12 protein-coding genes are annotated in these 14,046 nt (G+C 72.1%); 9 read left to right on the forward strand and 3 right to left on the reverse strand.

The features are described 5' to 3' along the window. Positions 1-191: 191 nt before the first annotated feature. From CBQ26_RS16250 to CBQ26_RS16285, 8 genes are all read left to right on the forward strand, one after another. Entirely contained in the window at positions 192-464 is a 273-nt protein-coding gene (locus CBQ26_RS16250) for a hypothetical protein (protein WP_143342176.1), read from the forward strand. A gap of 75 nt (positions 465-539) precedes the next feature. Continuing rightward, positions 540-1,268, forward strand: a complete 729-nt coding sequence (locus CBQ26_RS16255) for an SDR family oxidoreductase (RefSeq protein WP_088249683.1) — start codon at positions 540-542, stop codon at positions 1,266-1,268. 103 nt (positions 1,269-1,371) lie between these two features. Further along, a complete protein-coding gene (gene smpB / locus CBQ26_RS16260) occupies positions 1,372-1,794 on the forward strand; it encodes an SsrA-binding protein SmpB (RefSeq protein WP_088249684.1) in 423 nt (140 codons plus the stop codon). Beyond that, positions 1,791-3,167, forward strand: a complete 1,377-nt coding sequence (locus CBQ26_RS16265) for an N-acetylmuramoyl-L-alanine amidase (RefSeq protein ID WP_088249685.1) — start codon at positions 1,791-1,793, stop codon at positions 3,165-3,167. The genes smpB and CBQ26_RS16265 overlap by 4 nt, the downstream gene beginning before the upstream one ends. After that, positions 3,164-3,715 carry a GerMN domain-containing protein gene (locus CBQ26_RS16270; protein ID WP_308430578.1) on the forward strand — a complete coding sequence of 184 codons (552 nt, stop codon included), beginning with the start codon at positions 3,164-3,166 and terminating at the stop codon, positions 3,713-3,715. The genes CBQ26_RS16265 and CBQ26_RS16270 overlap by 4 nt, the downstream gene beginning before the upstream one ends. Positions 3,716-3,798: 83 nt before the next feature. Beyond that, the gene (locus tag CBQ26_RS16275) at positions 3,799-7,110 is read left to right on the forward strand and encodes an AAA family ATPase (protein WP_088249686.1); all 3,312 of its coding nucleotides are present in this window, start codon (positions 3,799-3,801) and stop codon (positions 7,108-7,110) included. 49 nt (positions 7,111-7,159) lie between these two features. Beyond that, positions 7,160-7,510 (forward strand): hypothetical protein, encoded by a 351-nt coding sequence (locus CBQ26_RS16280; protein ID WP_088249687.1) that lies wholly within the window; start codon positions 7,160-7,162, stop codon positions 7,508-7,510. Positions 7,511-7,900: 390 nt separating this feature from the next. Continuing rightward, positions 7,901-8,302, forward strand: coding sequence for a hypothetical protein (locus CBQ26_RS16285; RefSeq protein ID WP_088249688.1), 402 nt, complete (start codon positions 7,901-7,903; stop codon positions 8,300-8,302). A 202-nt stretch (positions 8,303-8,504) separates the two neighbouring features. Here the strand turns inward: CBQ26_RS16285 and CBQ26_RS16290 are convergent, their stop codons facing one another. From CBQ26_RS16290 to CBQ26_RS16300, 3 genes are all read right to left on the reverse strand, one after another. Further along, on the reverse strand, positions 8,505-9,959 hold the full coding sequence (locus CBQ26_RS16290) for an alpha-amylase family glycosyl hydrolase (protein WP_088249689.1): 1,455 nt from the start codon (positions 9,957-9,959) through the stop codon (positions 8,505-8,507). Positions 9,960-10,089: 130 nt separating this feature from the next. Then, positions 10,090-12,582, reverse strand: coding sequence for a phosphoenolpyruvate carboxylase (locus CBQ26_RS16295; protein ID WP_088249690.1), 2,493 nt, complete (start codon positions 12,580-12,582; stop codon positions 10,090-10,092). A gap of 50 nt (positions 12,583-12,632) precedes the next feature. Continuing rightward, positions 12,633-13,421 (reverse strand): TIGR00282 family metallophosphoesterase, encoded by a 789-nt coding sequence (locus CBQ26_RS16300; protein ID WP_088249691.1) that lies wholly within the window; start codon positions 13,419-13,421, stop codon positions 12,633-12,635. A gap of 107 nt (positions 13,422-13,528) precedes the next feature. Here CBQ26_RS16300 and CBQ26_RS16305 point away from each other — a divergent pair, with 107 nt between their 5' ends. Continuing rightward, a complete protein-coding gene (locus CBQ26_RS16305; protein ID WP_088249692.1) occupies positions 13,529-14,020 on the forward strand; it encodes a universal stress protein in 492 nt (163 codons plus the stop codon). Positions 14,021-14,046 lie beyond the last annotated feature (26 nt).

The raw sequence follows: 14,046 nt of genomic DNA on the forward strand, positions 1-14,046 counted from the left end.
AGCGCCGGTCCGTCTGGAACGGGCCGGCGTTTTGCTGTACGCTGGCAGACGAGCCTCTCATTTGACCCGCCGGTCAGAGAGCAGGGGAGGCCGGAACGGGCCGCCCGCCGTCCCGGCACCACCGACGCCCACCGGAACGATCCCTGACACGCGACTGAACGACCGGGCGCACTGTGGAGGTGAGGGCCAAGATGAACCGAAAAGAGTACCTGACCCGTTGCGTACTGATCAGCGTGCGCCGCCGCCTGGGCCGCGTGGTCCTGAGTGGCGTGCTGCTGGGCGCCGTGATCGCCGCCCTGGGCCTGCCGGTCGCGCTGGCGGCCGCTGGACTGCTGCTGGGAATGCTCGGCGTGGCCGCCTGGATCGCCGCGCAGTCCTGGCAACGCCACGCGGACGACGTTCTGCCCGGTCCGGTTACCCTGGCCGACACGGTCACGCTGCCCGACTCCGTCACGCCGTCCTGACCCGCGCCCTGAGAGAACCTTCATTCGGAACCCCGCTCACAGGGCGGCCCGGCGCGGCCGTGTTAACGTCCGGGCATGACGGATTCCAGTAATTCCACAAGCAGCACGAAGAAAAGCGCCTTCATCACCGGCGCCAGCAAGGGCATCGGCCTCTCGGTCGCGCGTGCCCTGATCGCCGACGGGTACGCCGTGACCATCACCAGCCGCAACGCCGCCGAGATCGCGCAGGTGGCGACCGAACTGGGCGCGGGCACGCGCGGCGTGGCCTGCGACGTGAAGGACCCGGCCGCCGTGCAGGCCGAGGTGGACGCCCACGTGCAGGCCTTCGGCGGCCTGGACGTGCTGTTCGTGAACGCCGGCGTGGGGCACTTCGGGAACATCGCGGACCTGAGCATCCAGCAGTGGCAGGACGTGATCGACACCAACCTCAGCGGCGCGTTCTACACCGTCAAGGCCGCCATTCCGGCCCTGTCGAAGAGCGGCGGGTACATCTTCACGCTGTCCAGCCTCGCCGGGAAGAACCCCCTGCCGGGCGGCGGCGCGTACAACGCCAGCAAGTTCGGCCTGAACGGCCTGTCGGAGGTCATGAACCTCGACCTGCGCGACCGGGGCATCAAGGTCACGCAGATCATGCCGGGCAGCGTCGCCACGCACTTCGCCGGGCACACCCCGGACGCCGAGAAGGACGCCTGGAAGATCCAGCCCGAGGACCTCGCGCAGCTGACCGTGGACCTGCTGCACATGCCGGAACGCACCCTGCCCAGCCGGGTGGAAGTGCGCCCCAGCCGACCCCCGAAGAAGTAAATGGGTGACGGTTGATGGTTGATGGAAAGGGGCGCTGGCCCGGTCCATCAACCATCACCCATTGACCATCAACAGCTTTTCCCCGTGCTGCTAGAATGCGCGGGTGTACACGAACCGCCGCGCTCATTACGAGTACGAACTACTGGAGCGCTTCGAGGCAGGCATCAGCCTGACCGGCAGTGAAGTCAAGAGCATCCGTGCCGGCGGCGTGGATTTCCGGGACGCCTTCGCGCGGCTGAGCGGCGGGAACGTGGACCTCGAGGGCCTGTACATCCCCACGTACAAGGAAGCGACCTACAACAACCACGAGCCGCGCCGCACCCGCCGCCTGCTGCTGAACCGCGACGAGATCAGCAAGATGAAACGCGGCCTGGAACAGAAGGGCCTGACGCTGGTCCCCACCCGCCTGTACCAGAAGGGCCGGTACTTCAAGGTGGAACTGGCGCTGGCACGCGGTAAGAAACTGCACGACAAACGCCGCGCCGAGGCCGACAAGACCGTGCGCCGGGAGCTGCGCGAACTGTGAAGGCCGGCACCCGCACCCGCGCCGCCTGGACGGTCCTGGCCGGCAGCCTCCTGCTGGTCGGGCTGGCCGGCGCGCAGATCGCGTTCAGCCGCCTGAATCTGGCCGGTAAGCAGGTCGAGAGCATCCAGCTGTACGGCGCCGAGTACGCCAGCCAGTCGGCGCTGAGCGGCCTGCTGACCGTCGCGCGGGACGGCGGACTGGTTCGCGTGACCGGGCTGGGCCACACGCTGCTGCTGCCCATCGACGAGGACCAGCAGCGGGCCACCACCACCTTCAACACCGTGCAGCTCGACACGCGCCGCCTGAACGCCCGCGCCGCGACCCTGGTGAACGGCAACCTGTACCTGCCGCTGGATACCCTGGCCAGCGGGCTGGGCGCCCAGTACCAGAAGGGGGACTTCCGGGTGCCGTCCCCGGCGCTGCTGTCGGTCAGCAGCCGCGCCGGCCGGGACAGCGACCGCCTGGTGCTGGACCTGAGCCGCGACGTGGACATCATCGACGAGCAGCGCGGCGACCGCGTGGTCATCACGCTGCGCGGCCTGAGCGGCGACGCCCGGCGCTACACCACCCGAGGCGCGTTCGTGCCGAGCGCCGAGGTGACCCGCACCGGCAGCGACCTGACCCTCACGATTCCCGTGAACGCCAGCAGCGGCTACCGGGTGTTCAAGGTCGTGCGGCCCGGCAACGTGCGCGTCGTCGTGGACGCCGGCCCTGGCGTGACGCGCCGCAGCCCGCAGCTGCTGGAGCGCGTGACCCGCCCGCTGATCGTGCTGGACCCCATGAAGGTCAGCGGGGTGGGCCGCGACGTGACGCTGGAAGTCGCGCGCCGCTCGGCGGAACTGCTCAGCAAGGCCGGGTGGCAGGTGCGGGTCACGCGGGACAGCGCCGCCGCCCTGCCGCGCGAGCAGGCGCTGCAACTGACCCGCCAGAGCGACGTGTACCTGGGCCTGGACCTGGGCCGCTTTCCCGGCTCGCCGCGCGGCGGCGTGACCGTCTACGAGCAGACGGGCCGCTCGGCCACGCAGATCGTGAACGCCCTGCGGACCGGCACGCCCGCCCCCTACGGCGGGCTGGTCGTGGCCGGCACCGGCAGCACCCGCCGCCTGAGTGAACTGCTGCGCGGGGAACTCAAGGGCGGCGGCGTGACCGCCCGGCAGGAGACGACCTCGCGCCTGCTGACGCTCGGCGAGGCCCCGCAGGCGGCGCTGCTGCTGGAACTCGGCTGGAGCAGCAACGCCAAGGACCTCGCGAACCTGACCGTCGACGACCGCCTGCAGGTCATGGCGGTCGCCGTGGCCCGCTCGGTCGCCACGTACCTGACCGCCCGCGCGAACAACAACGCGAACATCTCGGCGCAGGGAGCGGCCCAGTGAACGCCCTGCGCCGCCTGATGTCGCTGTTCAACGTCGTCGCGGCGGCGCTGCTGGTCGCGGCGTTCCTGGCCCTCCAGGCCGTGCAGAAACCCCCGGAGGCGCCCACCCCGCCGCAACTCCAACTGGCGGAACGCACGCCGCTGAAGGTCAAGGTGTACTTCACGGACCCGCAGGTGCAGACCCTGAAACCCGAGACGCGGACCGTGCAGGTCACGCAGACGAACGCCCGCATGGTCGCGCAGGCCGCCCTGAACATCTGGGCGCAGGGTCCCTTCGACCGGGCGCTGCTGGGCGTGGTGCCCGCCAGGACCGCCGCGCCGAAGGTGTACCTGCGCGGACAGCATTTCTTCGTGGACCTGCCGGCCGAGTACGCGAACCTGCGTTACGGCAGCAGCGGCGAGCGGATGCTGGCCTGCACCATCACCCGCACGCTGCTGGAGGAACGCGGTCAGGACGTCACGTTCCTGCTGGCCGGGCAGAACGTGGACAGCCTGGGCCACATCGACCTGCGCGAGCCGTTCACGCGGCAGGACTGCGCCGACCAGTGACCCGCGCCGCCCGTCCCGCCACCCCAGGAGGTGCGGCCTGAGCCTCGGCCCCCGCCCGAGTGCCTTCCTGCCGGTTCCCGATCATGCTTCAGAGCGTCACCCTTCAGGGCTTCAAATCCTTCGCCGAGCGCACCCGCCTGGACTTCGGTCCCGGCGTCAGCGCCGTCATCGGTCCGAACGGCAGCGGCAAGAGCAACGTGGTCGAGGCGATCCGCTGGGCCACGCATCAGGCCCGCGCGCGTGAACTGCGGGCCGCGCGCGCCCAGGAACTGATCTTCCACGGCAGCGGCGGCAAGGCCCCGCTGGGACTGGCGGAAGTGCAGCTGGAACTCCGCACGCCGGACGGCGAGCGCGTGAACCTCGCGCGGCGCATCTACCGCGACGGCACGGCCGAACAGGACCTGAACGGCCGCGCCGCCCGCGTGCGCGACGTTCACGGAGCGCTGCGCGGCACCGGCCTGGGCCCGGGCGGACTGGCCGTGATCGGGCAGGGCGAGGTCAGCGGCGTCGTGCAGGCTGAAGGGAAGACCCTGCTGGGCTACGTGCAGGAGGCCGCCGGACTGTCCCGTGCCGTCACCGCCCGCCAGGACACCGAGGCGCGGCTGCGCGAGGCCGACACCCACCTGGACGCGCTGCGGCTGGTATTGCAGGAACGCGCCGCGACCCTGGCCCGCCTGGAACGGGCCGCGCAGGACGCCCGCACCTGGCACGACCTGACCCTGCGCACCCTGACCCTGCAGGACGCCCTGAAACGCGAGCGGCAGGCCGCGCTGGCCCGCGAGATCGCCGCCGCCCGCGCCGAGGCCGCCGAACTGGAAGCCCGCAGCGCCGCGCTGGGCGGCGAGGTGCAGGCCGCCGCCGCCGCCGTCGAGGCCGCCCGCGAGGCCGCGCAGGCCGCCCGCGCCCGCCGCGACGCGCACGCCGGCGCGCTGGAAACCCTGCGGGCCGCCCGCGCCGCGCACGAACAGGCCGCCCGTTACCGCGACCACCTGGACCGCGAGCAGGCCAGTCTGAACGCCGAACTGGCCGCGCTGCCCACCCGCATGCCCGAGCAGGCCGCCCCGGACCTGGGCGCGCTGGACGCCGCGCTGCACGCCGCCCGCGAGGCCGCCACCGCCGCCGAGGCCCGCGCCCGCCGCCTGGACGCCGACCTGACCCGCGCCCGCACCCTGGTCGCCCGCGCCGCCGAGGCCCACGCCCGCCAGGACGCCAGCCGCGAGACGCTGCGCGCCGAACTGGACCGCGCGCAGGGCAACCTGGAAGTCACGCTGGAGAACCTCGCGGCGGCCCGCGAACGCCTGGAGGCCGCCCGCACCGCCCACGCGCACGCCGCGCAGGGGTACGCCGCGCTGCACACCGAGCGCGAGGCCGCCACCGCGCACGAACGGCACCTGAACGCCGAACTGGCCCGCGTGAACGCCAGCGTCGCCCCGCTGCGCCGCGAACGCGAACGCCTGGAAGCCGCCCTGAACTCCTACGCCCGCTACGGCGAGGGCGCCCGCAACGCCCTGCGCCTCGACCATCCGGGCATCGTCGGGTCCGTCGCGGACCTGCTGACCGTCCCCGCCGAGTACGAGGTCGCGGTGGGCGCCGCCCTGGGCCGCCGCCTGGAACAGGTCGTCGTGAACCGCGCGGACGACGCCCGCGAGATCATCGACGAACTGAAACGCACGGGCGGCCGCGCCACCTTCCTGCCGCTGGACCTGATCCGCGCTCGCCCCCGCCGCGACGCGGCCCTGCTGCGCGAGGACGGCGTGATCGGCAACCTCGCGGACCTGTGCCCCAGCGACCCGCCCCTGGTCGCCGAGAGCATCCTGGCCGACACGCTGGTCGTGCGGGACCTGCGCGCCGCGAACCGCATCGCCCGCACGCACGCCAGCCGCCCGCGCCTCGTGACGCTGGACGGCGAACTCGTCGAACCCGGCGGGGCCATCACCGGGGGCCGCGCCCGCGATACGGGCAGCGGCGTTCTGGCCGACCAGCGCCGCTTTCAGGAACTCGACGCGGAACTGGAGGACGCAGACCGGCAGGGCGCGCGCCTGAACGCCGAACTGAAGAAGGTGCAGGCCACCCTGGCCGGCAGCGACGAACGCCACGCCACGCTGCGCCGCGCGCTGGACGACGCCACCCGCGAGGAACAGGCCGCCGAGCGGCGCGTCACGGAACTCGCCGCGCAGGAACGCAGCCTGGAAGCCAACCGCGACCGCCTCGCCGCGCGCCTCGGGCCGGAACTGGCGGACGCCGACCTGCCTCCCCCCGGCGCGCCCCTGCCGGACCTGAACGCCCTGGAAACCGACCTGCACGCCCAGCGCGCCGCCGCCGAGACGCACCGCGCCGCCGAACGCGCTGCCGCCGAGGCCCTCGCGCTGGCCCGCGAGACGGACGCCGCGTGGCGCGCCTACCGCGCCGGACGCGCCCGCGCCGGCGAACTGCGCGAGCGCCTGACCGCCAGCGCGCAGGCCATCGCCGCGCAGGACGCCCACCTGCACGCCGCCGCCGCCGAGGTCGCCCGCCGCGAGGCCGCGCTGGGCACGCTCGACGAACACGAGGCCGCCCGCGCCGACTACGCCCGCGAACAGGCCGCGCAGACGTACAGCAACCTGATCGCCACGCAGAACCGCGCCCGCACCCGCCTGGAAGACCTGCGCGTCCTGATCGCCCGGCGCGAGGGCAGCCTGGAACCCATCCCCGACGGCTGCCTGCCGCCCGGCACGCCCCGCGAATGGACCGCCGAACTGACCCGCGCCCGCGCCGCCCTGGACGCCCTGGGACCCGTCAACGCCCGCGCCGAGGCCGACCTGCACGCCGAACAGGCCGCCCTGGACGCCCAGCAGGCCGAACTGAACGACGCCGACAGCGCCGCCGCCGAACTGCGTGCCCACCTGCACGACCTCGAAACCGCCGAGGGGCTCGCCACCGCCGCCGCCTTCGACCGCGTGAACACCGCGTTCCGCGAGTACAGCGCCGAACTGCTCGGCGGGACCGGCGAACTGGAACGCGAACTCGACGACCAGGGCCGCCTGCGCGGCCTGCGCCTCGCCGTGCAGCCACGCGGGAAACGCACCCGCTCCATGACGCTGCTCTCGGCCGGGGAACGCACCATGGCGGGCCTGGGCTTCCTGTTCGCCCTGAACCACGCGGGCGGCGAGGGCAGCGCCGGCGGCCTCCCCCTGGCCGTGCTGGACGAGGTGGACGCCCCGCTGGACGAGGCGAACATCCGCCGCTTCACCGCCTTCCTGAAACTGTTCAGCGAACGCGGCGCGCAGTTCCTGCTCGTCACGCACCAGAAAGCCACCATGGAAATCGCGCACGCCCTGTGGGGCGTCACCACCGACCAGACCGGCGCCAGCCGCGTCCTGAGTATCAAGCAGCCCGGCGAGGTCCGGGCCGGCTGAACGCTCAGATCTGCTGGAAAGCCCCCGCCGCGCCCGCTACAGTCACGGCATGAACCCCGCCCGCGCGCCCCAGTCCGCCCCGGCCCGCCTCGCGCAGATCGCGCTGTACGGCGTGGCGGCCGCCGCTGTGGCCGGGCTGCTGACCCTGATCGTCAGTGCCGTCCTGAACGGCGGCCTGACCCGCGCCGGGGCCGCCGACGCGCTCGGCTGGGGCGCGCTGATCCTGGGGTTCCTGTCCGGCGCGGTCGCGTACTCGCAGTCCGGTCAGGGCCGCATCGAGGGCGAGATGCGCGCCCGCCTGGGCGAGAGCTACCGCGCGCCGGGCCTGCCCTGGCCGCAGATCCTGATCCCCCTGATCGGAGCGGGCGTCCTGTCGGCCATCGTGTTCGCCCTGAACTGACCCGGACTCCGATTGAAGGGGCTGTAAAGCCCGCTGGGTCCGAGCGGATGCGACTCGGAGAGCTGCCCCGCAGAGCAGGAGAGAAACGGCAGTCCGTATGAGCAATGGTGCGGACAGGTTCATCCCTTCCGGGTAGACCAGCGATGAACACGCCGTTTTTGCTCCTCCCCCTTGAGGGGGGAGGCTGGGAGGGGGTGAGCAGGAATGGCGTGACAGAAGACGTGTTCCATGCTTGTCCCCTCTAGCCTTTGAACAGTGTCCGCACCATTGATGACCCGGACTCTGCTCACCATGCGTCTGCATCCGCCAGATGGGGGAGGGGTCGCCCCCGGCGGGCTGCGCCATTCGGGCAGTGGTGCGGGGGGGGCGGGGCGTGCCATGCTGCGTGGCATGAACGACATGCCGACCAGCGTGGTGAACCCTTCGCCCCAGCAGGCGCTGCAGGCGTTCCTGACGCACTGGCAGGGTCAGGAGTACCGCGCCATGGCGCTCGCCATGCCCGCGCGGGTGTTTCCGGGCGGGCGTCGCAGCGTGCGGCAGGTGCGCCGCACGTACCCCGGCAGCCTGCGTGAGTTCAGTATCCTCGCGGCGCGTGACACGGATCCGGCCGCCACGAACATCGACGTGCAGATGCTGTGGCGGCAGCGTGGCGGGCTGGAACTGGGGCGGGTGCGCTACCGCATGGTGTACGTGAACGAGCACGACCAGCCCATCGCCCGGCACCACGAGGGGGGCGTGTGGAAACCGTTCGCGACGTACGCCCTGCCCGTCCCCCGGCCCCTGAGGGCCTGATACGGACTCCGATTGAATGGGCTGCAAAGCCCATTCAATCCGAGCGCAGCGAGTGGGAGCAAGACGGGTTCCGGACGTGGAGCCAGCAATCCGGTGAAGTTCCGGATTGTTGGCGAAACAAACGGAATCCGTATGAGCGGACGGCGCAGAGGGGACGGGTCTGCGCGGCCCGTCCCCTCTGCGCCGTCATGCGCCCTGCTTACTACTCGACCCGGAAGGCGGCGGCGTCCCGCGCGGGGAGGCTCAGGTGCAGGTAGCCGCCGCTGACGCTGACGCGGGCGTCCTGCCCGGCGAACAGGGAAGGGGTGGCGGCCAGCGCCTTCCAGTTCACGCCCAGCGAGGCGAGTTTCAGGGAGTACGTGCGGCGTTCGCGGCCGCCGTGCCACGCGGCCAGGACGGTCTGGCCGTTCAGCTGGCGGGTGAACAGCAGCAGGTCGCCGCTCAGGCGGTCGGGGGTGGGCAGCAGCGTCTGCGCGCCGCGACTCAGGGCGGGGCTGGCCCGGCGGGCGGCGATGGCGGCGCGGGTGGCCTCGAAGACCTCGCGTTCCTCGGGCGTCCACTGGTCCTCGAAGCGCATGTCGCGGCGGTTCTCGGGGTCGGGACCGCCGCGCATGGCGATCTCGGTGCCCTGCCAGACGACGGGCACGCCGCGCAGCGTCATCAGGGCGCGCAGGCCGTAGCGGGTGCGGGCGCGGCCCTCGTCCTCGAACAGGCTGCCCTGCGCGAACCGGGGCACGTCGTGGTTGTCGAGGAACAGCGCGACCTCGCCGGGGCGCGGCAGTTCGTTCTGGCGTTCCAGCACGGCCCGCACCGCGCCGAGGCTCTGGCCGCCCATCACGCTGCGTTTCATGGCGTCCTGAAGGCTGAACAGGAACAGGCTGTCGAAGCCCGCCTTCTGCCAGTCGGCGACGGTGCCGGTATCCGCGTCGAACCACTCGCCGAGCGTCCAGGTGCCCGCCTGCCGGTCGCTGTCCAGCAGGTCCCGCAGGAACGGCCCCTCGACGTGCTTGATGGCGTCGTACCGGAAGGCGTTCACGCCCTGCTCGCGCCAGAAGTCCGCGTTGTCCAGCAGCAGCTCACGCACCTGCGGGTCGCTCTGCCGCAGGTCCGGCAGGCCCGCCAGGGCGCAGTCCACGTCCTTGTCCCTGCTGGCGTCGCACTGCGCCTGCGTGTTGAACCACGCCGGGCGGAGTTTCACGGCGGCCGCCTCGTACCCGTAATGGTTGATGACCTGATCGAGGACCACGCGCATCCCGGCCTTCTGCGCGCCGTCCACGAACGCCCGGAAGTCCGCCAGCGTCCCGAAGTGGGGGTCCACCGACCGGAAATCCGCCGGCCAGTACCCGTGGTACGGCGCGGTCCCGAACGAGTTCACGGTCTGCTGCGCGTACACCGGCGTCAGCCACACGGCGGTCGCGCCCAGCTTCTGGATGTACGGCAGTTTCTGCGTGAGGCCCACGAGGTCCCCGCCGTGCCACGCGCGCGGATCGGCGCGGTTCACCCCGGCGTTGTTGGCGGCGTTCCCGTCGAAGAAGCGGTCCGGCATGACCTGATAGATCACCTGCCCCTCGAACGAGGACAGGGGAAGGGCCGTCTGCGCGCCCGACCCGCCCGCCAGGGAGGTCAGCAGCGCGCCCAGCAGGGCGAGGTGTCGCATGACTGCATGGTATCGCTTCCAGGGTAGGGGTTGATGGAGGATAGGTGATGGTTGATGGAGGATGTCCCCCCGGTCCCACGCACGGGAAGGGGGAGAGGTCGCCCCCTCCCCCATAACCCGCCACGCAGCTTCAGCCGGTGTTGCGGACGCCCGCCGCGATGCCCTGGATGCTCAGGAGCAGGGGACGCTCGAACTCGTCGAGGCCGCCCTCTGTGGCGCGACTGCGGCGCAGCAGTTCCACCTGGATGCGGTGAATGGGATCGATGTACGGGTTGCGCAGGCTGATGCTTTCCTTCAGGCGCGGTTCGTTCGCCAGCAGCTCCGCCCCGACGATGTCCTGCACGAGCGCCACCGTGTCCCGGTACGCCTGCCGCAGCATCCGCGCGAGGCGGTGGTCCTCCTGGCCGTTCAGGCGCAGGTACTCGTCGAAGATCAGCGGGTCGCTCTTGGCGAGACTCATCTGCGCGTTGTCCAGCACGGTGCGGAAGAACGGCCACGCGGCGTACATCTCGCGGGCGCGGTCCACGCCGATCTCGTCCAGGCCGTCTTTCAGGCCGAACCAGCCGGGCAGGTTCGCGCGGTTCTGCGTCCAGCTCATCACCCACGGAATGGCGCGCAGGTTCCCCAGGGTGGGCGCGCCGGGACGCCGGACCGGGCGCGAGGCGATGTTCAGCCGCGCGATCTCGTGGATGGGCGTCACCTGCTCGAAGAACGGTAGGAAATCCTCGCTGTCCACCAGTTCCCGGTACGCGGCGGCGCTGCGGCGCGCGGCGCGGGCCATGGCGTCCGTCCACTCGTCCGGGAGCGGCGCGGCCGGACGCGCGGCCGACAGCAGCAGGCCGTACAGCGCCTGCTCCAGGTTCCGGCGGGCCAGGACCGGGTGGCTGTACTTGTCGGCCAGCGCCTCGCCCTGCTCGGTGATGCGCAGGCCCGCGTCGATGGTCCCGGCCGGCTGGCCCAGGATCGCGCGGCTGGCCGGACCACCCCCACGCCCGATGCTGGTGCCCCGCCCGTGGAAGAACCGCCAGCGCACGCCCGCGCGGCGGCACACGTCGCTGATATTCCGCTGCGCCTCGTGCAGCGCCCAGTTCGCCGCGAGGAACCCGGCGTCCTTGTTGCTGTCGCTGTAGCCCAGCATGATCTCCTGCACGCTGTCGCCCAGCACCGCGCGGTACTCGGGCAGCGACAGCAGTTCCCACACCACCTGCGGCGCGCGGGTCAGGTCGTCCAGCGTCTCGAACAGCGGCACCGGCAGGATGCGCAGCCCGACCTCGCGCGCCAGCAGCAGCGGCTCCAGAACGTCACTGACACTCTCGGCCATGCTGATCACGTACCGCCCGAACGCGCGCGGCCCGGCCAGCGCCACGGCCCGCTGCACCTCCCGGATCGGCCCGACCGCCGTTTCCAGCGCGTCGGTCAGGGCCTCCCCGGCCGGCCACAGCGGACGGCGCGACCGCAACTCGCGGGTCAGCAGTTCCAGGCGGGCGTGCTCCGGCAGGCCCAGGTAATCGGCCTCCACGCCCGAGGCGCGCAGCAGCTCCGCGACGGCCGCGCCGGTCTGCCCGCTGTGCTCCCGCACATCCAGGCTGACCAGATGCTGCCCGAACACCCGCGCGACCGTCAGCAGCGGCGAGAGCAGCTGCTCGGCGGTGCGGCGCTGCCCGTCCGCGACCAGCCGCGCCGACAGCGCCTCCAGACGGGGCACGAGGTCCACCCGCTCGCCGTCCCGCACGGCGTTGTGCAGCGCCTGCAACTCCGCGCGGTACGCCTCCTGGCCCTCGTCCTCCTGGCTGAGGTCCGCGAACGCCGCGCGAATCCCGCCCAGCAGCACCTCGCGCGCCCGCTCGCGGTGCAGCGCCAGCGCCTCGCGGGTCGCGTCCGGCGTCACGAACGGGTTCCCGTCGCGGTCCCCGCCCATCCAGGACGAGAAACTCAGCGGCAACGTCGCCTCGGTGTCCCGCCCGAACGCCGCCTGGAACGCCCCACGCAGGTCCCGCTGCAACTCCGGCAGCGCCCGCGCGATGTTCGTCACGTAGTGCAGGCCGCCCTTGACCTCGTCCAGCACCGTCGGTTTCAGGCGCCGCAACTCCGGCGTGCTCCACATGGCCTCCACGTGCGCCGTGATCCGCTGCGCCTCCGGCCCGTCAATCCCGCCGGCACTCAGGCCCGGCATGGCCTGCGCCACCTGCACCAGATGGTTCCGGATGGTCCGGCGGCGCATCTCGGTCGGGTGCGCCGTGAACGTCAGGCCCAGATCCAGTCGCGCCAGGAGAGACTCGACCTCCTCGGCCCCCAGGCCCTGAGCCTTCAGGTCCAGCACCGCCTGCTCCAGACTCTGCGGCCGCACGCCCGTCGCGCCCTGCAGGACCCGCACCCGCTCGTACTCCTCGGCCAGGTTCACCAGCTGGAAGTACCACGTGAACGCCCGCGCCAGATTCCCGGCGTCCTCGCCGGACAGGCCGGCCAGCATCGCCTGCAACTCCCGGTCGTCACCGCCGGCCCGGACCTCCCGGACCAGCGCCCGCGTCCGCTCGACCAGATCGAAGAACGCCTCGCCTTCCTGCTCTTTCAGAACCTGACCGAGCGTGCGGCCCAGCAGGTTCACGTCACTTCGAATGCTCATGGGTTACCTCGGGAGAGTGGGTGGACGTGACCCCACCCCGGCGGGGCCGGTCACGCCTCTTCCACGTAACGGTACCGTTCAACGCCCACCGCGCGCCCCGCCTCTATCTGGACAAAGACACCATTCAGCTCCGCCGGGCCGTCCGCCGCGCCGTACCGGTGCGGACGCTCCGTCACGAACCGCTCGATCGGACCGTGCGGATCGCTCCCGATGATCGACTCGTAAGGCCCCGTGAACCCCGCGTCCGCCTGGAACGCCGTGCCGCCCGGCAGGATCCGCGTGTCCGCCGTGGGCACGTGCGTGTGCGTGCCGATCACGGCCGCCACCCGCCCGTCCAGGTACCGCGCCATGCCCTGCTTCTCGCTGGTCGCCTCGGCATGGAAATCCACGAACACGCTGCCCAGATCGTCGCGTTCCAGCAGCGTGTCCATCGCCCGGAACGGATTGTCCACCGCCTCCATGAACACCCGCCCCAGCAGGTTCACGACCGTCAGCCGCTCCGTGCCCTGCGCGGTCTTCACGTCGAAGCTGCGCCAGCCCACGCCCGGCGTACCCGGATCGCTGTAATTCAGGGGCCGCACGATCGGATACGTGCCCTCGTCCTGCATCAGCACGTACACGTCCTTGTGATGCCACGCGTGATTCCCCAGCGTCATGCAGTGCGCCCCGGCCTTCAAGGCCCCGTCCGCCCCCTCACGGTGAAGGCCGAAACCCCCCGCCGCGTTCTCCATGTTCACCACGATGAAATCCGCCCTGGAACGCAGGGACGGCAGGTGCGACCCCAGCACCCGCCGTCCCGCCGCCGCGAACACATCCCCCACAAACAACAACCGGATCATGACGCGCAGGCTACCGCGCTTTGCCGGTCATCCGGTCAGGGCCGCCCGGACTCCCGTAACGCCCCGGTAATGCGGGGGGCGCACGCTGCGGGCAGGAGGCGGTAACGATGACGAGAATCCTGGTCACGACGGACGGCAGCGAGCTGGGTCACGGGGCGTTGGCGCACGCGCAGGCGCTGGCGGGGGCGGCGCACGCGGCGTTGACGGTGCTGTGCGTGCAGGCGGACCCGGCGGTGCTGGTGGGTGAGTTCGCGTACGTGCCGCCGGTGGATCCCGAGGCGTTCGCGGCGCAGGCCCAGGCGTTGCGGGCCGAGTTGCAGACGCTGGCGCCGGGGGCGCGCGTGCGGGTGGAGCCGGCGGCGGGCCGGACGTTGCTGCGGGCGATTCTGGACGTGGTGCATGACGAGGACGCCGCGCTGATCGTCATGAGCACGCATGGGCGCAGCGGGCTGGGGCGGGCGCTGCTGGGCAGCGTGGCCGAGGCGGTCGCGCACCACGCGCCGGTGCCGGTGATGCTGGTCCGGGCGGGGCAGGTGCCGGCGGTGTGGGGGGTGACGGAACCGGACCGTCCGGCGGCGGCGCACACGCCCACCGCGTAGCGGGCCGGGAGGGGGCGGCACCCCCT

Source organism: Deinococcus indicus (genome assembly GCF_002198095.1).
Classification (GTDB): Bacteria; Deinococcota; Deinococci; order Deinococcales; family Deinococcaceae; genus Deinococcus; species Deinococcus caeni.

Coding starts and splice junctions, on each gene's coding strand:
- CBQ26_RS16305 (WP_088249692.1), top strand. CDS start 13,529: ATGACGAGAATCCTGGTCACGACGGACGGCAGCGAGCTGGGTCACGGG.
- CBQ26_RS16290 (WP_088249689.1), bottom strand. CDS start 9,959: ATGCGACACCTCGCCCTGCTGGGCGCGCTGCTGACCTCCCTGGCGGGC.
- CBQ26_RS16255 (WP_088249683.1), top strand. CDS start 540: ATGACGGATTCCAGTAATTCCACAAGCAGCACGAAGAAAAGCGCCTTC.
- CBQ26_RS16300 (WP_088249691.1), bottom strand. CDS start 13,421: ATGATCCGGTTGTTGTTTGTGGGGGATGTGTTCGCGGCGGCGGGACGG.
- CBQ26_RS16275 (WP_088249686.1), top strand. CDS start 3,799: ATGCTTCAGAGCGTCACCCTTCAGGGCTTCAAATCCTTCGCCGAGCGC.
- CBQ26_RS16250 (WP_143342176.1), top strand. CDS start 192: ATGAACCGAAAAGAGTACCTGACCCGTTGCGTACTGATCAGCGTGCGC.
- CBQ26_RS16280 (WP_088249687.1), top strand. CDS start 7,160: ATGAACCCCGCCCGCGCGCCCCAGTCCGCCCCGGCCCGCCTCGCGCAG.
- CBQ26_RS16285 (WP_088249688.1), top strand. CDS start 7,901: ATGAACGACATGCCGACCAGCGTGGTGAACCCTTCGCCCCAGCAGGCG.
- CBQ26_RS16295 (WP_088249690.1), bottom strand. CDS start 12,582: ATGAGCATTCGAAGTGACGTGAACCTGCTGGGCCGCACGCTCGGTCAG.